The following is a 20,408-nucleotide window of genomic DNA, read 5'->3' as shown; positions in this document are numbered from 1 at the left end:
GCGGGGGCGTCGGTGCCGGTAGGCTTGGAGGGTGCCGCGTCTCATCCGTCCAGCTCCGATTCCTTCGCGCCTCGTGCGCGCAGCGGGCGCGGTGGTGTGGCGATTCACGGATCCCGAGCGCACCCCCATCCCGGGCGAATCCATCGACCCCCATGACATTGAAGTCCTCATGGTGCACCGGCCCCGATACAGGGACTGGTCATGGCCCAAGGGCAAGGCCGAGCGCAGTGAGTCGATCGTCAACGCAGCAGTCCGTGAAGTGGAGGAGGAGACGGGGCTGGTCGTCGTCCTCGGGGCGCCGCTGACGACGCAGCGCTATCGTCTCGGATCCGGGCAGACGAAAGAGGTCTACTACTGGATCGGCACCCTCGTCTCATCCGATCCTCGTTCATCGGGGGGCGCCGTCGAGCGAACCAGGCTTCCCGTCCACACCGCGCCCACCGCTGAAATCGACCTCACCAGGTGGGCCAAGCCCTCCCGGGCCGAACAGATGCTGACGCGCAGAGGCGATCGTCGTCTGCTGTCCGAAGTGGTGACCCGAGCCCGCGATGGGCTCCTCGTGACGACCACGCTCGCCGTCGTCCGCCATGCGAAGGCGATGTCCCGATCCTCCTGGTTCGGCGGGGAGGCGAGGCGCCCCCTCACGCGCCTCGGAGCGCGCCAGAGCCTCGACCTCATCGACATCCTTTCCGCATTCGGCATCGAATCGGCGGTCTCCTCGCCGTGGACGAGGTGCCGCCAGACTCTCGCACCATGGGCGGGTCTCTCCGACGCACCGATCCTCTACGAGGACGACCTCACCGAGGATGCCACGAAGGCGAATCCGGAAGCGGCCTCCCGAGTCATGAGCGGCCTGGTCGCCCAAGCCTCCGGGCCGACGGCGATCTGCGTCCACCGCCCCACGATCCCGCTCCTCCTGCAGCCACTGCGCGATGCGGCGCCGTCGACTCTCACCAGGCTCTTCCCCTCGTCGAGCCCCTGGCTGGGCACCACGGACCTGCTGATCGCGCACGTCGTCCACACATCGGCCTCGCCCTCAGTCATCGGGATCGAACGCCATGGGACAAGGACGAAGGAAGTCTTCGGCGTCCCCTCCTGAACGTGGGCCGTACACAGGAGATCAGAGCCCGGAGCCCTTGACCGAGGCGGTCAGCTCAGCCGATCCCATCGCGTGAACGAGGCACACGATCGAACGGTCGCCCCGCTGCCACGATTCCGCTGTTGGAGTCAGCCACGTGACATCCAACGAGGAGGACACGTAGGCTGCGCCCACGTAATCCTCGAAAGACTCGACGCAAGCTGTCTCCGCCTGCGAATTGAGCGCCGCATTCCCGGGGAAAGCGGCGTCCGCATCCGATTGAACATTGATGACGGCCGCGACCTCCGCCTGGTGGGGGGAGGTGCACGATGAGCGGTCGATGGTGACCGCAGTCGAATCCGTTGGCAGCTGCATGCAATCGCCGACGGAGAGATTCATGACGGATGACGGGGTGCATCCCGACAACGCCAGGGCGCACGCTCCGACGAGGACGCCGCTCGCGCTCATGGCGCGGGCGGACAGACCCCGTTGATCGGCGTGAGACGAGCCCACGATCAGACTCCCACGATGAAGCCGGTGATCCAGAAGACCACCGCCGCGACCGCCGCAGCTGCGGGGATGGTCAGGAACCAACCGCCGACGATATTGCCGGCGACTCCCCAGCGCACCGCTGAGAAGCGCTTGGTCGCGCCGACCCCGAGAATCGCGGAGGTGATGGTGTGAGTCGTTGAAATCGGTGCATGGAGGACATACGCCGACAGATACAGCACGATCGCGGACACGCTCTCGGCCATGAAGCCGCGTGCGGGATCCAGGTCGATGATCTTGCGGCCGAGGGTGCGCATGATGCGCCAGCCGCCCGAATACGTACCGAGTGAAATCGCGGCGGCGGCGGCGATCTTGACCCACAGGGGGATCTGCATGTCGCCCGTCACCGGATCGAAGATGGCATGGTGCTCGCCGTAGCCGCCCGCGACCAGTGCCATGACGATGACGCCCATTGTCTTCTGCGCGTCCTGCAATCCATGTCCGAGTGCCATTGCACCAGCGGAGAGGGTCTGGAGGATGCGGAAGCGGCGCATCGTCGGATGGTAAGGGAGGTTTTGGACGAGTTTGAGCAGCACCTTCATCAGCAGGTAGCCGAGGAAGAAGCCCACAAAGGGTGAGGCGAACATCGGGATGATGACGTGAGACAGGATCCCGCCCCACTTCACCGCAGTCGCAGAGGCCAGGCCCGCGCCTACGAGGCCGCCGATCAGAGCGTGCGATGACGACGAGGGGAGTCCGAACCACCATGTGATGAGGTTCCAGACGACGGCGCCGATGAGCGCGGCGAGAACGATGACGAGGCCCTCGCGCTGCATGGAGACATCGGTCGACAGTGAATAGTGGGAGATGTCGATGATCCCCTCACCGATCGTTTTGGCGACCTCGGTGCCCAACAGCGCGCCCACGATGTTCATGACGGCCGCCATGAACAGTGCGGCTCTCGGCGTCAACGCCCTCGTGGATACGGACGTGGCGATCGCATTCGCTGCGTCGTGGAAGCCGTTCGTGTAGTCGAATCCCAGTGCGATGACGATGACCAGGACGACGAGGATCAGATTGAGATCCACGGCCTCAAGACTCCTTCACCGCGATCATTTCGATCGTATTCGCAAGATCTTCGAAGGCGTCCGATGCTTTCTCCAGAACCTCGACGAGATCCTTGAGCTTGATGATCGTGATCGGATCGAGCCCGGAATCGAAAAGCGCGGTCAGCGCGCGGCGGTAGGTGAGGTCGCCCTCGTTCTCGAGGCTGTTGATCTCCACCCAGTATTCGCGCATGTCGAGAGGAGACTTCAACGACGGCATATTCGTCGCCGTCTGAACGGCGCAGCGCGTGAGGATGTCCGCCTGCTCGGCGATGAGGGATGCGGTCGGGCCTGGGATGTTTTCGAGCCCGTACATGACGTAGAGGTCGCCGGCCTCGTCGATGAGGTCCATGCAGTCGTCGAGGCACGAGGACAGGCGGCCGAGATCTTCACGATCGAAGGGCGTGACGAAGGTCTGATTGACGAGCCGGGCGATGTGATGGTTGATCTCATCGGCCGAGTGCTCAACCTCGTGGAGTTGATCGCGCAGCGCGACGCACTCCTGAGGAGATGCGGTGAGGATCGAGGCGAGAAGCTGAGCCCCGGTGACCAGGTTGGTGGCCTGATCGGTGAACAGGTCGAAGAAGGACGGGCCAGACGAGGCCTTGCGGAGTCCCACGATTTTCCTCCTGAGATGATGAGGTGCGGACTAGTCGCGCTTACAGACTAGGGCATAAAACCGGCGCCGCGTCCACTTCCGCATCGCGATAAGACTCGGGGGGAATGACGCGTGTGTATACCCACACGACATGTGAACTGTTGCACACGTGTCCACGGGACTAATCGCCCGCGCGCAATCCACGGTTATCAGCGATGATTGATCGCGTAGATCAAGGGCGTGACCGCGCCCCGAAATACCGAGTGCCTCAGGAGGCAAAATGTCCGTGACTGAACAGGATGTGCGCGCAGCTGCGCCCGCCAACGCTCCCGAAGACGTCCTCGCATGGGTGGCTGAGATCGCAGCGCTGACGACGCCTGATGCCATTGAGTTCTGCGATGGCTCGCAGGAAGAGTGGGATCGTCTCACCGCTCTCATGGTTGAGACCGGCATGTTTACCAAGCTCAACGAGGAGAAGCGCCCGAACTCCTTCCTCGCCCGCTCCAAGCCGTCCGATGTCGCGCGCGTTGAGTCCCGCACCTTCATCTGCTCCGAGAAGGAAGAAGATGCCGGTCCGACGAACCACTGGGCCGATCCGAAGGAGATGAAGGCGATCCTCAAGGAGAAGTTCGCCGGCTCCATGGTTGGTCGCACCCTCTACGTGATCCCCTTCTCCATGGGCCCGCTGGGCGGCCCGATCTCCCAGCTCGGCGTTGAGATCACCGACTCCCCCTACGTCGTGTGCAACATGCGCATCATGACCCGCATGGGTACTGCTGCCATGGACCTCATTGCCGAGGGCAAGCCGTGGGTTCCCGCCGTCCACTCCGTCGGCGTTCCGCTCGCTGAGGGCGCCGTCGACGACAACTGGCCCTGCAACGACGAGAAGTACATCACCCACTTCCCCGAGACCAATGAGATCTGGTCCTTCGGCTCCGGTTACGGCGGCAACGCCCTCCTGGGTAAGAAGTGCTTCGCGCTGCGCATCGCCTCGACCATGGCTCGTCGTGACGGCTGGATGGCTGAGCACATGCTCATCCTGCGCCTGACCCGCGAGGAGACCGGCCAGCAGTTCCACGTGACCGCTGCCTTCCCCTCGGCCTGTGGCAAGACGAACCTCGCGATGCTCCAGCCGACGATCCCCGGCTACAACGTCGAGACCGTTGGCGACGATATCGCCTGGATGCGCCCGGGCCCCGATGGTCGCCTCTACGCGATCAACCCCGAGGCCGGCTTCTTCGGCGTCGCCCCCGGCACCTCCTACGACACCAACCCGATGGCCATGGACACCATGCGCGCCAACTCCATCTTCACCAACGTCGCCCTGACCGACGATGGTGACGTGTGGTGGGAAGGCATCGACGGGGAGGTTCCGGCTCACCTTATCGACTGGCTCGGCAAGGACTGGACCCCCGAGTCCGGCGAGAAGGCGGCTCACCCGAACTCCCGCTTCACTGTCCCGGCGTCGCAGTGCCCGATCATCTGCCCCGACTGGGAGGCTCCCCAGGGTGTCGCGGTCGACGCGATCCTCTTCGGTGGACGCCGCGCCACGAACGTGCCGCTCGTCGCCGAGCAGTACGAGGCCGCTCACGGCGTGTTCATCGGCGCTTCGGTCGCCTCTGAGGTCACTGCCGCCGCGACCGACGTCAAGGCCGGTTCGCTGCGCCACGATCCCTTCGCCATGCTCCCCTTCTGCGGCTACCACATGGCCGACTACTGGGGCCACTGGCTCGAGATGCAAGCCGAGCTCGGCGACAAGTTCCCGAAGGTCTACCAGGTGAACTGGTTCCGCAAGGATGAGAACGGCAAGTTCATGTGGCCGGGCTACGGCGACAACTCGCGCGTCCTCGACTGGATCGTTCGCCGCGCGGCGGGCGAGGTCGAGGCGATTGACGGCGTCACCGGCCGCTACCCGAAGTTCGAGGACTTCAACCTCGATGGTCTCGACATTGACGAGGCTGTGTGGGCCAAGCTCTTCGAGATCGATCTCGATGCCTGGACCGCTGAAATGGATGGCACCGAGGAGTACTTCGCCCAGTTCGGCGACAAGCTCCCCGCGGCCATCACTGAGCAGCTCGCGAAGTTCCGTGAGCGCATCGCAGCAGCCCGCGGCTGAGCATTCCCGTTCCTAGTGCACTGCTCGCAGTGGCATGCCGCTGGTCGGCCCTGAGGGGTCGGCCAGCGGCCTTTTTGCGTGTCGGTGCCCCTGGCGGAGCCGTGGCTTCTGTTCCTTTCCCGTGCGCTGCCCGTCGGGCGGGCAGGAGCACTGCCCCGGTGAGAGCAACAGGTCAGGTGGAAGGGCGATTGCGTCGATGAACTGCGATAACTCCGCCGATCAGAGTCGCGGCAAGCCCTGCTGATCCGAGTAGCAGTGATGCCGCTCGACGTGTACTGACGGGCGGGCGATGAGCGTCATTGTCTTCGGGGCTTTCAGGCATCTGTATCGCTACATGTGCGATGTCCGCTGGGAGACGATTGTGCGGCTCAGATAGCGGGCGGAAAGGGGCTTTTTCGCGCATTCCCGACGAGGTGGTGTCGTATGCTGCGACTCCGGATGAGGATTGGTCGATCCTGGCGATGACCATCGCAATAGCAGAATCCTTGGTTTGCCCTGCGAGGAGTTCTGCATGCAGACGCTTGAGAAGAGCTTCGCCGTTGTTTCCGCTGTCGGTGTCGAATGCGAGGATTCTCCTGCGGTATTCGGTGGCGGTCGTAAACACTTGCTGTACTTTGCTGTTTCGAATGCCGACGAAGGGCTTTGACGACCAGAACTTCCGGTTGCCACTTAAAGCCATTATTGGCGGAATGATCAAGACGAGTATTGCGCAGATTCATGTCAATACAGTCCACTGTGTGGTTCTGCAACTATAGAATCCCATTGTTGCCTCAATGAAGGCGATATATATTAAGATGTTTGATCCAATAACTCTTTGAAAGCGGTGATCAGTTGTAAATATTCCACTTGCTATTGGTAGAAGAAATAGTAATGTAAAACAGCTAAGACTGATGCCGATGAGTGAGTTTCCGAAGGGTAGCCATACGTTTCTCAATATGGCACCGGTCAATAAGAGCAGAATGCCGCTGGTTGTTGGAATGACGAACCATGGAAGGCTGCGATTGCGTCGGTGTCGAGTGTGCATGGTTGTCGCGCGGGTAGATCGTCGACGTAATCTTGTCGATCTGCTGGTATTGGAGCCGACTCCTTCGCTCTCCTTTGCACTCTGGACGATCTGAGTAAATTCGCGGTCGCCAGTTGTGACAGCACTTCTCTCGAGGGCTGTGAGTTGTAGCGTGTAGGTGCGGACGAGCGAAGCGCCGCTCGTTCTCATCACTGAGGGGAGTGCAGCGATAATGAAATGAAGGGCAAGCATTGGGATGAATAAGAGATAAGTAGAGTCCTGTCTGCGCCATGTTGCCAACGCAAGGAATGTTGTATTAATTCCCGATATTATGCCGAGGAATATCAGCATCGTCGTGAGACGAGTCTCTAATGCTGCCTCCCAGATGATAACCCTGACCGAGGATTCTCGAACTTCGCGCCATGAGCGACTACTGAGGGTTGCGACTGTCATTGCAAGTGCGGCAACGCCACGCTCCGCTCCAAGGAGTACTGGTGGGAGTTCAGAACTGATCGCGTACTCGGTCAGTAGATTCCATCCGATTGTCACGCCTGTTGGCGGTTTGGGAAATGTTTGAATCATTGACGTTGTATGCGTAATGCCAAGCACTGTCATACAAGTGACGAAAAGATTGGTGGTGATCGAAGCAAGAGGATTGAAACCGTTGACCGTCGGATCATTCAACTCCGGTCGTTTGGTCAATCCATCCGTTCGTCGGCCTCGTTGAAGCATTGTCCCTCCTTGCTCGAACTCTGCTCGTCGACCATAGGGAATCACCATCACTCGGGTGTGTGAATCCCCGTGTCGTCCAGATGGCCCTCATTCGGGTGTCAGCATGGGGAGCAGTCCCCGTCCGTCCATCATCCGACTCTGATGCGTCGGTGCCGGGCGGTTACACTGTTGGGGTCAACAGGGCGAAGAGAACCCACCATCATCCGAGGGGAGTGGCACGTGGCCGAATACCTCAACGAGGACGAGCTCGCCAGAGCGCGCACCAAACTCGACCGGATCAACGAGATCTTCTCATCGAAGATCGTCGGGCAGGAAGGGCTGCGCGAATGCCTGGTCGCGGGGCTCCTCTCCGGTGGACACATCCTCATCGAATCTGTGCCCGGCCTGGCCAAGACTACCGCCGCACAGACACTCGCAGCATCCGTGTCCGGTTCATTCAGGCGCATCCAGTGCACTCCCGACCTCATGCCGAATGACATCGTCGGCATGCAGATCTGGAACCAGGCGGCGGGGGAGATGACCACCCAGCTCGGCCCGGTCCACGCCAACTTCGTCCTCCTCGACGAGATCAACCGCTCGTCGGCGAAGACCCAGTCCGCGATGCTCGAAGCCATGCAGGAGGCCCAGACCACCATCGGCGGCGTCAACTACCCCCTGCCCTCGCCATTCATGGTGATGGCGACCCAGAACCCCATCGAGGAAGAGGGCACCTACGTCCTGCCCGAAGCGCAGATGGACCGCTTCGTCATGAAGCAGGTGATCACCTACCCGCAGCCCCGCGAGGAACTCGAGGTCCTCGAACGAATCGACTCCGGTGTCATGCGGTCGCCCATCGCCGCCAAACCCATCAGCATTGATGACCTCGTCGACCTGCAGCAGCTGACGAAGAGGGTCTTCGTCCATTCGACCCTCAAGGCGTACATCGTCGACCTCATCAACACCTCCCGAGGCGGCGGCCCCAAGCCCCTGCCCGACTGGAATAAGCATGTGAGGGTCGGGGCATCCCCGCGAGGCGGTATCGCCCTCATGCATATCTCACAGGCGGTCGCCCTCATGGACGGGCGCCACTACGTCATCCCCGAAGATATCAAGAAGCTGCGCCACTCGATCCTGCGCCATCGCATCATCCGTACCTTCGACGCCCTCGCCGATGACGTGCTCGTCGAAGGCCTCATTGACGCCGTGTTCTCAGCGGTGCCCGTCCCCTGAGCCGCCATGCCCGTCCGTTCCAGAGAGCTCCACGCGCTCTCATCCAGAATCCACCTGCCGGTGATGCGCAAGCTGCTGTCCGTCATGGACGGGCAGCATGCGGGGCTACGCGCGGGCAAGGGCTGGGAGTTCCTCGACCTTGCGGAGTACAAGGCCGGCGACGATGTCCATGCCATCGACTGGGCGACGACGGCGCGCTTTGACAAGCCAGTGGTCAAAAGATACGAGGCGTCGGCGAATCTTCAGATGATCCTTGTCGTCGACACCGGCCGGTCCATGGGCGCTCTCGCACCATCGGGGGAGACGAAAGAAGAAGTGTCCCTCGCCGCGTGCGAGGCGCTCGCCTGGCTCTCCGTCGCCCGCGGAGACCAGATCGGCCTCGTCTCCGGTGATGCGAGCAGGGTCCGCCATATGACGGCCCGCAGCGGCAACGCCCACGCGGAGACGATCATGCGGCGCATTGAAGAGGACATCACTCTCGAATCGCCGCGATCCGATGTAGCGCGCCTACTCGACCGCGCTTTCGTCATGACCCGCAGGAGATCCCTCATCGTCCTCATCACTGACGCGATGCAACCCGAACCGACTCCCGCCACCGACTCTCTCCTCAAGCGGCTGCGAGCGCGCCACGAGGTTATCGCCATCAGCGTGGAGGATATGAATCCGGCGGATCTGCCGGTGGGCACGCGCGTCATCGACGTCGACGAGGGGCCGCTGCCGGACTTCCTGTTGCGCGACAGCACGCTCGCGTCCCAGGCCCACGAGGCCGTCCGCCGCCGCACTCAGGCGGTTGCGGAGATACTCGACCGGCGCGGTGTCATCCGAGTCGGAGTCGGCTCGTCGGCGGCACTGCCGCACGCCCTTATGGAAGCACTGCGAAGGGGGAGTCGTGTCCGATGACCTCATCGACCAGGTGAGGAGCCCCATCATCTACCCCAACTGGATGTGGGTTGTGGGTTCTCTCATCCTTCTGTTCATTATCGTGTGGATCGTGTTCAACATCTGGCGGTGGTGGAGTTCCGACATCTCATCGGTGCCGGAACTGCAGTCGCTGGACGCCGCTCAGAGAGAGCGCTACCACGAGTTCCTCACCTCGATCCACGAGCGCTACGAGCAGGGAGAATGGAACGAGGCCGGAGCGAGCCTCGCAGTCGCCGGGCTTATGCGCGCCCTGGGAACCGAGCGCAGTGGCAGGGACCTCGAAGTCGCCACCGCAGAGGAAGTGCGCGCCCTCGTCCCCATGTGGCCGCAACTGGCGGATCTCCTCGCCCGCTGCGAGGCACCTAGTTTCGACGGAGCGAACGCATCGGATGTCACCGGAAACCTCGACGCCTCCAATGAAGCGTCGTCCATTCGAGTGCGCGTCCTCATGAAGCAAGCATCGGCGGCGATCGACGCATGAAGTATCCGATCCTTATCGTCCTCGCCATCGTGGCCGTGGCAGTCGCCGCGTACCTGGGATGGCGCTTCGCCGGATCCTCGAAGCATTCGGGCCGCCTGGGCTGGGTCGCCAACACCGGGTACCTGTCTGATCTGCCCCAGTTCAAGATGCTTCAGCGCCGCTCGCGCTGGATCATCGCCGCGGTATGCGCCTGCTTCGGCCTCGCAGTCGGTGCTGCCGCAGTCACCGCGGGAACCCCTGTGGACAGGCGCATCGACAGCCAGAAGCTTGCAAGCAGGGACATCATTATCTGTCTAGACGCATCCGGCTCGATGATCCCCTACGACGGCCAAATCGCCGATGCATTCACGCAGATCGTCGACCACTTCTCCGGCGAACGCATCAGCCTGCAACTGTGGAACAGCCGCTCCGTCACGAAGTTCCCGCTCACCGATGACTACCGGCTCGCGAACCGGATGCTCGCAGAGACCTCCTCCATCATGAAGAAGGGTTTCCTGGGGCAGGAGGACGACGGGATCCTCGTCACGCAGGAACTCATCGACTACTTATCCGGGACCACCGATGACAACGACGACGCTTCGTCGTTGGCGGGCGATGGGCTGGCGGCATGCGTCCTCGGCTTCGACCATACGGACTCCGAGCGATCGCGTCTCATCCTGTACGCCACCGACAACGAGGTTATGGGCTCACAGATTTACACCCTCCCCCAGGCGATGAAATTCGCAGCGGATCATGATGTCGTCGTCACCGCGGTCTACCCCGGGATGAAGGGGCTGCTCACCGCCGAGGGCGAGGAACTCAAGAGCCTGGTCGCCACCACTGGCGGCGACTTCTACGACGTGTCAAACCCAGCATCCGTGGACAATATCATCGAAGAGATCGAGTCCCTCCAAAGGGTCGACCTGGAAGCGGATTCGAAGGTCCTCGAGACGGATAAGCCGACGGCTGCTCTGGCGTGGGCGATCGCGGGGACCCTCTCGCTCCTCGCCTTCCTCGCGGTGGGGAGGCTGTGATGATCTTCCGCCCGATCTTTCCCGTCGCATTCATCATCGTCTTCATCGTCATTATCGGAGGCGGTCTCGTGTGGGCGGGCATGCGCCGCACGACCCGCACCCGCAACCTCGACGCTGTCCGTCGGGCGCTCATCGTTGCAGTCCTCGCTGTCACCTGCGCGGGACCGTCCCTTCCGGGCGAGGCCGTCGAGGTCGTCTCCAATACCGAGGTGTGGCTCGTCATCGACCGCACGGGATCCATGGCAGCAGAGGACTGGGACGGCTCCACGGCGCGCATCGACGGAGTCAGGGAGGACGTCCGCACCATCATCGACGCGATGGCGGGATCCCGACTCACGGTCCTCACCTGGGACTCGTCTCTGCAGATGATCTTGCCGCTGACGACTGACCGTAATGCCGTTAATTCCTTCCTCAACACCTTCACCCAGGAGCTATCGGAATCCTCCCAGGGCTCCTCACCGAATCGACCCGCAGCCGAACTCGCGGTGGCGCTGGCGCGCGCGCAAAAGGAGAACCCCCAGAATGTGCGGACCCTCTTCGTCTTCACCGACGGCGAGACCTCGAATGAGGACTACTGGGGGTACACGACGGCCAATGAGTCCGACTGGGACGATGTCGCTCCGCTCATCGACGGGGGCGCCGTCATCGGATACGGCACCGACGAGGGGGGTCCCATGCAGGTGCACAGGCTCGGAACCCCGGGGTCTTCGTCATCGAGTGATACCGCGCAGAGCGGCGACTTCCAGTCCGGGGGCGCCTCACCGGTTGAGAAGGAGCCCGAGTACATCCGCGACCTGTCGCAGCCGGGGAATCCGATCGCGATCTCGCACATCGATGAGGCCACGCTCCGCTCTATCGCCGAGCGTCTGGGCGTCGACTACATCCACTCGCCTAATTCCCACTCGATCGCGTCAATGGCCGCGGATCTCGACAGGAACGCCCAGGTCGTGACCGAGGCGCGCGAGCAGATCTCGACGTACCGGTACATCCTGTGGCCCTCCGCGCTCATCATGGCGGCCCTGCTCGCGTGGGAGGGCTGGGTTCTTGCAGCGAAATCCCGCCGTATGAGGAGGTCCCATGCGATCTAGCAAGCGCGGGAAGAACCCATCGGAGATCATGCTGCCCTTCGGCGTCCCACAGGTGGGCGCCGACGGTGAGGCGATCCCCCTCGACGCCGACCAGCGCCGACCGCGCCGCAGGTCCCGAGGCGCACTGCGCCAGCTCGCCTGGTCCTCGCCGATCCTCGTCCTCGCTTTTATGATTGCCCTGTTCCTCATCGTGTTGCCCGCGTGGTCGGCGCACTCGCTGGGCAGGTGGAACGACGGGGCATTCGCAGCCGCAGATGAGGGGTATGTTAATCAACGGTGGTGGACGCAAAACGGCCCCGAGACGTGGGTCGCTCACTTCAACCACGGCACTGCGCAGTTGCGCCAGGGCAATATCGGCGAGGCAGTGGATGCGCTGCGGGTCGCCTACGACGGTGTGCCGCGTGCGAAGGAAATCGAAGAGGGTCGCATCGAAACGTACTCCTATGAATGCCAGGTTCGCATCAACCTGTCGCTCGGCATTGAGACGCAGGGGGATGAGGCCGCAGCCGCAAAGGACTGGTCTGCGGCGGCCGAGCACTACGACGAGGCCCTCGGCCTTGTAACCCCCTGCCAGTCGACCGGTAGCGCCGGTGGTGGAGGCCAGTCCGGAGGAGGAGGCCAGTCCGGAGGAGGCCAGTCCGGAGGCGGCTCGGACTCGAATGGCGGACAAGACGGCTCGGGCTCCGACGACCAGGGCGCTGATGGGGCATCCGATCCGGGCGAGCAGGCCGACCAGTCGTCGAACCGCTTGGAGAACAAGTCCAAAGATGCGCAGAACAATGCGAACGGAGGATCGGAGCAGGGTCGCGGCAGTGGGGGCTCTTCGACAGACCCGGGTGCGTCGGACCCCGATTCCACTGGGGACGCCGGCTCTTCGGGTGGCTCAGGTTCAAACTCGCAGGGCGGCTCGTCCGGCGGTGACGGCCAGGACGCCAGCCAGACCCCCTCCCCGTGGGAGGGGGAGACGGATTCGGAGCGCCAGCGCCGCGAGGAGCTCGAGAAGCGCCTGGGATCCGGCGCGGGCGGACGGCAGGACTCCTACGATCAGAACCGTTTCGGCGATCCCAATGGCGCGTGGTGATCGTCATGGTGGACGTCGTCACATCGGCGGGTGAAATCCCGTTAGGCTGATGATGTGAAGGTCCTGCTCGTGGGAAACGGGGGGCGTGAACACGCCATCGCCCGTGCACTCGTTAGAACATCCACCGCCGATCATCCGATCGACCTCGTCGTCCAGGCCGGTAATCCGGGTTTAGAACCCCTGGGCACGTCTGTCGTCATGAACCTCCTCGATCCGCAGGACGTGCTGCGCCGCGCGAAGGGGTACGGGGTCGACCTCGTCGTCGTCGGTCCTGAGGCGCCGCTCGTTGCCGGAGTCGCCGATGCCGTCACCGCGGAGGGGATCCCCTGTTTCGGGCCGACCGCACAGGCCGCCCGCCTAGAGGCGTCGAAGTCCTTCGCGAAAGAGATCATGGCAGAAGCGGGTGTCGCCACTGCTCGCTCCTTCACCTGCACCACCATGGACGAGGTCGAGGTGGCGCTCGCCGATCTCGGCGCTCCCCACGTCGTCAAGGATGACGCCCTCGCCGCGGGTAAGGGCGTCGTCGTCACCTCCGATATCGACGAGGCCCGCGCCCACGCTGAAGCATGCCTGTCCCGCACAGGCGGCGCCGTCGTCATCGAGGATTACCTCGACGGCCCCGAAGTTTCCCTCTTCTGCCTGTCCGATGGCGCCACCATCGTCCCCCTCGTCCCCGCGCAGGACTTCAAACGCGTCGGCGACGCGAACTCCGGTCCCAATACGGGCGGCATGGGCGCCTATACGCCGCTGCCGTGGCTCGACGAGGGCGTCGTCGGCGAAGTTGTGCGCACCGTCGCCCAGCCAACCGTCGACGCCATGGCGAATCGGGGGACCCCCTTCGTCGGCCTGCTCTACTGCGGTTTGGCGATGACATCGAAGGGAATTCGCGTCGTCGAATTCAACGTCCGCTTCGGCGACCCGGAGACGCAGGTCGTCCTCGAACGACTCGACTCGCCCCTTGGGGTGCTGCTGCATGCGGCCGCCACCGGAACCCTCGATAAGGCGCCCGCCCCCGTGTGGTCGCCTGACGCGGCGGTCACCGTCGTCATGGCGTCCGGAGGATACCCGGGGACTACTGACACGGGTCATGAGATCACCGGCATTGACGATGCGGAATCCCTCGACGGGGTGCATGTCATCCACGCGGGCACCTCCACGCGGATCGTCTCCCCGATGGAGGATGTCGCGGCCGGGTGCTGCGGATTCGAACCCGAGGAGGCGATCGTCAATTCCGGCGGTCGAGTCCTCAACGTCGTGGGCAGGGGCTCCGACATCAATGCCGCGCGCGCCGCCGCCTACGAGGGCGTCGCCCTCATCCACTTCGAGGGCGAGCATCATCGCAGCGACATCGCCACCTGGCCCGCTGAACTCGATCGCAAGCGGCCCGGCGCACTGGACTGAGTACTCACACGGAGGACTGCAATGACCGATCACATGGAACTGCCCGGATGGGTGCACATGTCTTCCGGGAAGGTGCGCGACATCTACGCGCCCGAGGGGACGCAATCCCCGGACAGGCTCCTCTTGGTCACATCCGATCGCATCAGCGCTTACGACTTCATCCTGCCCACGCCGATCCCCTCCAAGGGCAAGGTCCTCAATCAGATGGCCGTCTGGTGGATGGGGCGCCTGAGCGACATCATCGACAACCATCTGCTCTCAACATTCCATGACCCGGCCGACCCCCTGTCGGTGCCCCTCGCAGTCGAGGGCCGGGCGGTTGTCGCGAAAGCTCTGCACATGATCCCCATCGAATGCGTCGTGCGCGGATACCTCACCGGTTCCGGCCTCATCGAATACCGCAGGGCCGGGCGGGTCTGCGGTATCGCACTGCCCGACGGCCTCAGTGAGGCGTCAAGGCTCGACGCCCCGATCTTCACCCCCGCCGCGAAAGCCGAAGTCGGCGACCATGACGAGAACATCAGCTTTGAGCGTGCCGCCGACATGGTCGGCACCGACCTCGCGGCCCGCCTGCGTGACGCCTCCATCGCCCTGTACGAGCGCGCCCGCGACATCGCCCTCGACAAGGGCGTCATCATCGCGGATACGAAGTTCGAGTTCGGCATCGACCCGACGAGCGGCGCCCTCGTCCTCGCAGATGAGATCCTCACCCCCGACTCGTCGCGCTTCTGGCCCGCTGACCAGTGGACCCCGGGCGCCGTCACCCCCAGCTTCGACAAGCAGTACGTGCGCGACTGGCTCGCCTCCGCAGAATCGGGCTGGGACCGCTCCTCGGGCGACGAGCCCCCGGCCCTGCCCGACGAGGTCGTCGCCGCGACCCGGGACCGCTACATCGAAGCCTTCCGCCGTCTCACCGACGCGGAACCCCAACTGTCACACACCACTATCGGCGGACGTTGAATCCGCACTCGACAAAGGAGGAGCGCCGTGGGGCGAATCATCGTGGAAGTGATGCCGAAGCCGGAGATCCTTGACCCCCAGGGCAAGGCCGTCGGATCGGCATTGCCCAGACTCGGGATCACCAGTTTCGCGTCCGTCCGACAGGGCAAATGCTTCCACCTCGCGGCGGACGGCCCGGTGACGGACGAGCTCCTGGCCGATGCGCGCCGCGCGGCGACCGAGGTGCTGTCCAACCCGATCATCGAGGACGTCGTCCGCGTCGAGGCCCTCGAGGACAGCGAGGGTGCGCAGTGACACGGATCGGAGTCGTCACCTTCCCCGGCACCCTTGACGATCGGGATGCCGCGCGCGCAGTGCGCCTCGCCGGAGCCGAACCCGTCGCCCTGTGGCACAAGGACGCCGACCTTCACGAGGTCGACGCCGTCGTCATCCCGGGAGGCTTCTCCTACGGCGACTACCTGCGCTGCGGGGCCATCGCAGCCACTGCCCCCGTCATGTCGGAGATTATCCGGCGCGCCAACGGCGGAATGCCCGTCCTCGGCATCTGCAACGGATTCCAGATCCTCGCCGAAGCGCACCTGCTGCCCGGCGCCCTCATCCGCAACGATCACCAGAAGTTCTTCTGCCGCGACCAGGATCTGCGCATCGACAACGCCTCCACCGCGTGGACCGCCGCATTCAACGAGGGTGACATCATTACGGTGCCTCTCAAGAATGGTGAGGGTAACTTCCAGGCATCTCCCGCCGAGTTGGAACGCCTCGAAGGGGAGGGGCGCGTCGTCTTCCGCTACGTCGGGCTCAACCCTAACGGCTCGGCGAACGACATCGCCGGAGTTGCCAATGACGCTGGCAATGTCGTCGGCCTCATGCCCCACCCCGAGCACGCCGTCGAAGCGGGCTTCGGACCCCTCGACCGCCATGGCGACGGCTCATACGCCGGGCACGGGGGCACACAGGGCCTCGGAATCTTCCGATCCGTGCTCACCAGCCTCGTCGGCTGAACGGATCCGCCCTCGTCCCTCTCGGATACACGATGGGGACGACACGCGCAGGAACCCTGCGGATAACTGATGAACGTCACGCCCGGGCCGCAAGGCCACTGGGGAAACGAATGGAGCACCGCATGACCGCCGAGGTCACCCCCACCAGCCCCCGCGAGCTTCCCGACACCGTCGAGGCCGCGGCCGCGACCCCGACCAAGGAGATGCCGTGGAAGGAGCTCGGCCTCAAGGCCGACGAATACGAGCGCATCTGCGACATCCTGGGTCGGCGCCCCACGAACGCCGAACTCGCCATGTACTCGGTCATGTGGTCCGAGCACTGCAGCTACAAGTCCTCCAAGAAGCACCTGGCCGAGCAATTCGGCGCGCGTACCACTGAGGAGATGAAACGCCATCTCCTCGTCGGCATGGGGCAGAACGCAGGTGTCGTCGACATCGGCAACGGCTGGGCCGTCACCTTCAAAGTCGAATCCCACAACCACCCGAGTTTCGTCGAACCCTACCAGGGGGCGGCGACCGGCGTCGGCGGCATCGTCCGCGACATCATCTCCATGGGCGCCCGCCCTGTCGCCGTCATGGACCAGCTGCGTTTCGGCGCCATCGACCATCCGGATACGGCGCGCGTCGTCCATGGCGTCGTCGCGGGCGTCGGCGGCTACGGAAACTGCCTGGGCCTGCCCAATATCGGCGGTGAAACCGAGTTCGACCCCTCTTACCAGGGAAATCCCCTCGTCAACGCCCTGTGCATCGGGACGCTGCGCCACGAGGACATCCACCTCGCCAACGCTGAAGGGGTCGGCAACCTCGTCGTGCTCTTCGGCGCGCGCACCGGCGGCGACGGCATCGGCGGAGCCTCCATCCTCGCCTCGGAGACCTTCGAAGACGGGATGCCCGCCAAGCGGCCCTCCGTCCAGGTCGGCGACCCCTTCATGGAGAAGGTCCTCATCGAATGCTGCCTCGACCTGTTCCATGCGGGAGTCGTCCAGGGCATTCAGGACCTCGGCGCGGCGGGCATCTCCTGCGCGACCTCGGAGCTGGCATCCAACGGCGACTCGGGCATGCACGTCGACCTTGAGAAGGTCCTCCTGCGCGACCCGACCCTCACGGCCGGTGAAATCCTCATGTCCGAGTCCCAAGAGCGCATGATGGCGATCGTCACCCCAGAGGACGCCGACAGGTTCTTCGAGATCATCAACAAGTGGGATGTCGAGGCCTCCGTCATCGGCCATCTCACCGGCGACGGTGTGCTCACCATCGACCACTACGGCCACCGCATCGTCGAGGTCGATCCCAAGACCGTCGCCCACGAGGGTCCCGTCTACGATCGCCCCTATGCGCGTCCCGCATGGCAGGACGAGTTGCAGGCGGACTCCTCGGATCGACTGCCCAGGCCCGCCACGGGCGCCGACCTCGTCGCCGATATCCGGGCAGTGCTCGGCGATGTCAACCAGGCGTCGAAAGCCTGGGTGACAGACCAATACGACCGCTATGTTCAGGGCAATACGTCGCTGGCGCAGCCCGACGATGCGGGCGTCATCCGAGTGGATGAGGAGACCGGCTTGGGAGTGGCGCTGTCGACGGATGCGAACGGCTGGTACACGAAACTCGACCCGCGTGAGGGTGCCCGCCAGGCGCTCGCTGAGTCCTACCGCAATGTAGCGATCGTCGGAGCAGAGCCCGTCGCGATCACCGACTGCCTGAACTTCGGCAACCCGGAGGATACGGATGCCATGTGGCAGCTCGTCACCGCGATGACGGGTCTGGCTGACGGCTGCGTCGAATTGGGGATCCCCGTCACGGGCGGGAACGTCTCCCTGTACAACTCCTCCGGGACAGTGAAGAACACCCCGACCTCGTCGATCAACCCGACTCCCGTGGTCGGCATGCTCGGCATCATGAAGGATGTGACGCGGGCGAATCCGTCGGGCTTCACCGATGAGGGGCTGGCTGTCGTCATGCTCGGCGAGACCCGTGCAGAGCTCGACGGCTCCGCGTGGGCGAGGATCCGTCACAACCACCTCGGAGGGCTTCCGCCCATGGTCGATCTGGCGGCGGAGGTCGCCTTGGGCACCGTGGTGCGGGCATTGACGGATGCCTCCGATCCGGATGGGCGCCCGCTCGTCCGTGCTGCTCACGACCTGTCCAATGGTGGCCTGGTGCAGGCCCTCGTCGACTCGTGCCTGCACTTCGGCATTGGCGGATCCTTCGATCTGGCGCCGATCACCGGCCGCGACGGCATCTCCGACTTCGAGGCCCTGTTCTCCGAGTCACAGGCCAGGGCGATCATCGCCGTGCCGGAGGCTGCGCTGGATGCGGTGTATGCGGCCGCCGAGGCGGAGGACGTGCCCGCTGCGAGGATCGGTACGACGGGCGGCGATATGCTTGTCGTCACCGGCACCGATGTTCTCGCCGACATCGGGAGTGCGGGTTGGGTCGCCGACCTCGACGATCTGCGGATCTTATCGGAGAACGCCCTGCGAACGAGGTTCTGACCGTTGTTGACGGGACCGTGTGGAAGGGACCAGTCACCCCGTCAAAACGCACACAGCGTCAGGAAACTATGTGCCAGCAAACGAGTTTCTGCGGGGAGGAGGGCTTGCTCTATGAGGAGGTTGTGCCACAGATGACTTGTGCTGTCGATGTGCAGAAGTCGGCCCTGACTCCCTGGTTATCGGACCCCGATCGGTGATGAGATACGGTGAGCCGCTGATGGCGGATCGTGTCTGCACAACCTCACTGCCGAGGTGAGCATCAACGTCCCGAGGAGGGGATATGTCGCAACGAGCATGTGGAATCGATATCGGCGGATCGGGAAGAGGCTACCGAACCGATCCACCGGGATCAGTCATGTAAGCGTGGACGCTTCTCAGCGATTCTCGAACACCGCGTCGAAAGCGACATCGGCCGGTCGTACCGCTTCTGTCGATGCCACACGCCGCACAATGGCCCGAACGCTACGGCCTCGATCCGAACGGTACAACGTTCGGATTCTGTGCGGTGGTTCCGACGGTGTGCGTAGCGTTCGGATTGGTGTTCGCGCTAGGAGGTGCGGGGCGTGCGGCCACAGGTCTGCCGACTGCGCATGTGACCCATGCCCCTCGAAGCGGACTGTGGCTATGGGACCCGCATGGGGGGAAGCCCTGAAACATCCCTGGATACGGTGCGGCGATTACCCGGGAAGGCTACTTGTCGAGCACACTGGAATGAGCCGAACCGGGTGGACCCGTTACGAACGAGTGTCCCACTATCCGCATCCCTACAGGAGTTTACTGTGCCAGCCCTGCCCACCACCCCACCGACTCCGGATGCCCCCAGTGCTGCGAGCACGAAGAGGGTCATCGCGGCGTGGGTAGTTCACGCCTTCACCATGTCGGGGCTCTTGTTCGCGACTCTTGCAACGATCAGTCTCATCGAGGGGTACATCTCGATGATGTGGCTGTGGCTGGGAGTCGCCCTGGTCGTTGACGGGGTTGACGGTTCAATGGCCCGCAAGGCCTGCGTCAAGCAGGTGATCCCATGGTTCGATGGAGCGGTCCTCGACAATATCATCGACTACATCACGTGGACGTTCCTTCCTGCGCTGTTCATGTATATGTATCTGCCCTTCGGCTCCAAGATCATTGCCCTCGTCATGGCGGTCACCGCCATCATCTCGTCCGTGTTCTGCTATGCGAATGAGGGTGAGAAGTCCTCGGATAACTACTTCGTGGGATTCCCCGCAGCGTGGAATATTGTCGCCGTCATCATGTACGTCCTCGAGACGCCTGCAGCCGTCAATATCATCGTCACTGTCGCACTCGCCGTCCTCACCCTCGCGCCCCTGCACTTCACGCACCCGATGAGGGTCAAGCGTTACCGAACGGCCAATATAGTGTCCTCGGTGGTGTGGATCGCCTCGACTGGCGTCCTCATTGCGACGTACCCGGCCAAGCCGCTGTGGGCGCTCGTCATATTCTCAGTCTCCGGAGCCTGGTTCCTGCTCGCGGGTGTCCTACGGACAGTGCGGGGCAGGTAACGCGGAGATGAGGCTCCTCTCGTTCATTGTGCGGGGCCTCCCTGTATTCGAGAGTCGTCGTTCGGATGTAAGGCGCGAGGGGGCCCTGCGGGTGGGATGCGCCTCCCGGATGCAAT

General features: G+C 63.6%; 19 protein-coding genes. 14 read left to right on the top strand and 5 right to left on the bottom strand.

Annotation, left to right across the window (positions count from 1 at the left end; genetic code table 11):
* The first annotated feature begins 31 nt into the window (after positions 1-31).
* The gene (locus BQ7471_RS07195; protein WP_235821259.1) at positions 32-1,099 is read left to right on the top strand and encodes an NUDIX hydrolase; all 1,068 of its coding nucleotides are present in this window, start codon (positions 32-34) and stop codon (positions 1,097-1,099) included.
* 21 nt (positions 1,100-1,120) lie between these two features.
* On the opposite strand, the gene BQ7471_RS07190 is transcribed toward BQ7471_RS07195, so the two are convergent.
* From BQ7471_RS07190 to BQ7471_RS07180, 3 genes are read right to left on the bottom strand one after another with little or no spacing between them, the layout of a single operon-like run.
* Positions 1,121-1,591 carry a septum formation family protein gene (locus BQ7471_RS07190; protein ID WP_235821258.1) on the bottom strand — a complete coding sequence of 157 codons (471 nt, stop codon included), beginning with the start codon at positions 1,589-1,591 and terminating at the stop codon, positions 1,121-1,123.
* A 2-nt stretch (positions 1,592-1,593) separates the two neighbouring features.
* Positions 1,594-2,655, bottom strand: a complete 1,062-nt coding sequence (locus BQ7471_RS07185; protein WP_076465238.1) for an inorganic phosphate transporter — start codon at positions 2,653-2,655, stop codon at positions 1,594-1,596.
* A 4-nt stretch (positions 2,656-2,659) separates the two neighbouring features.
* Complete coding sequence (locus BQ7471_RS07180; protein WP_076465236.1) at positions 2,660-3,292, bottom strand: DUF47 domain-containing protein; 633 nt, start codon at positions 3,290-3,292, stop codon at positions 2,660-2,662.
* Positions 3,293-3,551: 259 nt separating this feature from the next.
* Here BQ7471_RS07180 and BQ7471_RS07175 point away from each other — a divergent pair, with 259 nt between their 5' ends.
* Positions 3,552-5,387, top strand: a complete 1,836-nt coding sequence (locus tag BQ7471_RS07175; protein WP_076465234.1) for a phosphoenolpyruvate carboxykinase (GTP) — start codon at positions 3,552-3,554, stop codon at positions 5,385-5,387.
* A 172-nt stretch (positions 5,388-5,559) separates the two neighbouring features.
* Here BQ7471_RS07175 and BQ7471_RS11145 read toward each other — a convergent pair whose 3' ends face one another.
* Together BQ7471_RS11145 and BQ7471_RS11140 are read right to left on the bottom strand one after the other, a co-directional pair.
* Positions 5,560-6,084: a hypothetical protein gene (locus BQ7471_RS11145; protein WP_129583379.1), complete on the bottom strand. Its 525-nt coding sequence runs from the start codon at positions 6,082-6,084 to the stop codon at positions 5,560-5,562.
* Positions 6,085-6,102: 18 nt separating this feature from the next.
* Positions 6,103-7,122: a hypothetical protein gene (locus BQ7471_RS11140; RefSeq protein WP_129583378.1), complete on the bottom strand. Its 1,020-nt coding sequence runs from the start codon at positions 7,120-7,122 to the stop codon at positions 6,103-6,105.
* 219 nt (positions 7,123-7,341) lie between these two features.
* On the opposite strand from BQ7471_RS11140, the gene BQ7471_RS07170 reads away from it, so the two are divergent.
* The 12 genes from BQ7471_RS07170 (at position 7,342) to BQ7471_RS07115 (ending at position 20,292) form a co-directional block, all read left to right on the top strand.
* Entirely contained in the window at positions 7,342-8,331 is a 990-nt protein-coding gene (locus BQ7471_RS07170) for an AAA family ATPase (RefSeq protein ID WP_076465232.1), read from the top strand.
* Between the two features lie 6 nt (positions 8,332-8,337).
* Complete coding sequence (locus BQ7471_RS07165; RefSeq protein WP_076465231.1) at positions 8,338-9,231, top strand: DUF58 domain-containing protein; 894 nt, start codon at positions 8,338-8,340, stop codon at positions 9,229-9,231.
* The gene (locus BQ7471_RS07160; protein WP_076465229.1) at positions 9,221-9,733 is read left to right on the top strand and encodes a hypothetical protein; all 513 of its coding nucleotides are present in this window, start codon (positions 9,221-9,223) and stop codon (positions 9,731-9,733) included. The genes BQ7471_RS07165 and BQ7471_RS07160 overlap by 11 nt, the downstream gene beginning before the upstream one ends.
* Positions 9,730-10,746, top strand: a complete 1,017-nt coding sequence (locus BQ7471_RS07155; RefSeq protein WP_076465227.1) for a vWA domain-containing protein — start codon at positions 9,730-9,732, stop codon at positions 10,744-10,746. The genes BQ7471_RS07160 and BQ7471_RS07155 overlap by 4 nt, the downstream gene beginning before the upstream one ends.
* On the top strand, positions 10,746-11,834 hold the full coding sequence (locus BQ7471_RS07150; protein ID WP_076465226.1) for a vWA domain-containing protein: 1,089 nt from the start codon (positions 10,746-10,748) through the stop codon (positions 11,832-11,834). The genes BQ7471_RS07155 and BQ7471_RS07150 overlap by 1 nt, the downstream gene beginning before the upstream one ends.
* The gene (locus BQ7471_RS11135) at positions 11,824-12,915 is read left to right on the top strand and encodes a hypothetical protein (RefSeq protein ID WP_076465224.1); all 1,092 of its coding nucleotides are present in this window, start codon (positions 11,824-11,826) and stop codon (positions 12,913-12,915) included. The genes BQ7471_RS07150 and BQ7471_RS11135 overlap by 11 nt, the downstream gene beginning before the upstream one ends.
* Positions 12,916-12,969: 54 nt before the next feature.
* Positions 12,970-14,316 (top strand): phosphoribosylamine--glycine ligase, encoded by a 1,347-nt coding sequence (purD, locus tag BQ7471_RS07140; RefSeq protein WP_076465223.1) that lies wholly within the window; start codon positions 12,970-12,972, stop codon positions 14,314-14,316.
* A 21-nt stretch (positions 14,317-14,337) separates the two neighbouring features.
* Positions 14,338-15,276 carry a phosphoribosylaminoimidazolesuccinocarboxamide synthase gene (locus tag BQ7471_RS07135; protein ID WP_235821257.1) on the top strand — a complete coding sequence of 313 codons (939 nt, stop codon included), beginning with the start codon at positions 14,338-14,340 and terminating at the stop codon, positions 15,274-15,276.
* Positions 15,277-15,303: 27 nt separating this feature from the next.
* Entirely contained in the window at positions 15,304-15,570 is a 267-nt protein-coding gene (locus tag BQ7471_RS07130) for a phosphoribosylformylglycinamidine synthase subunit PurS (protein ID WP_076465221.1), read from the top strand.
* On the top strand, positions 15,567-16,277 hold the full coding sequence (gene purQ / locus BQ7471_RS07125) for a phosphoribosylformylglycinamidine synthase subunit PurQ (protein ID WP_076465220.1): 711 nt from the start codon (positions 15,567-15,569) through the stop codon (positions 16,275-16,277). Before BQ7471_RS07130 ends, purQ begins: the two co-directional genes overlap by 4 nt.
* A gap of 122 nt (positions 16,278-16,399) precedes the next feature.
* A complete protein-coding gene (purL, locus tag BQ7471_RS07120) occupies positions 16,400-18,769 on the top strand; it encodes a phosphoribosylformylglycinamidine synthase subunit PurL (protein WP_076465218.1) in 2,370 nt (789 codons plus the stop codon).
* A 779-nt stretch (positions 18,770-19,548) separates the two neighbouring features.
* Positions 19,549-20,292, top strand: a complete 744-nt coding sequence (locus BQ7471_RS07115) for a CDP-alcohol phosphatidyltransferase family protein (RefSeq protein ID WP_076465217.1) — start codon at positions 19,549-19,551, stop codon at positions 20,290-20,292.
* Positions 20,293-20,408: the final 116 nt, after the last annotated feature.

The organism is Actinomyces mediterranea (assembly GCF_900155595.1).
In the GTDB taxonomy this organism is placed as follows: domain Bacteria; phylum Actinomycetota; class Actinomycetes; order Actinomycetales; family Actinomycetaceae; genus Pauljensenia; species Pauljensenia mediterranea.
Note: the sequence above shows the minus strand (reverse complement) of the source record. Positions and strands in the feature narration are given on the sequence as shown.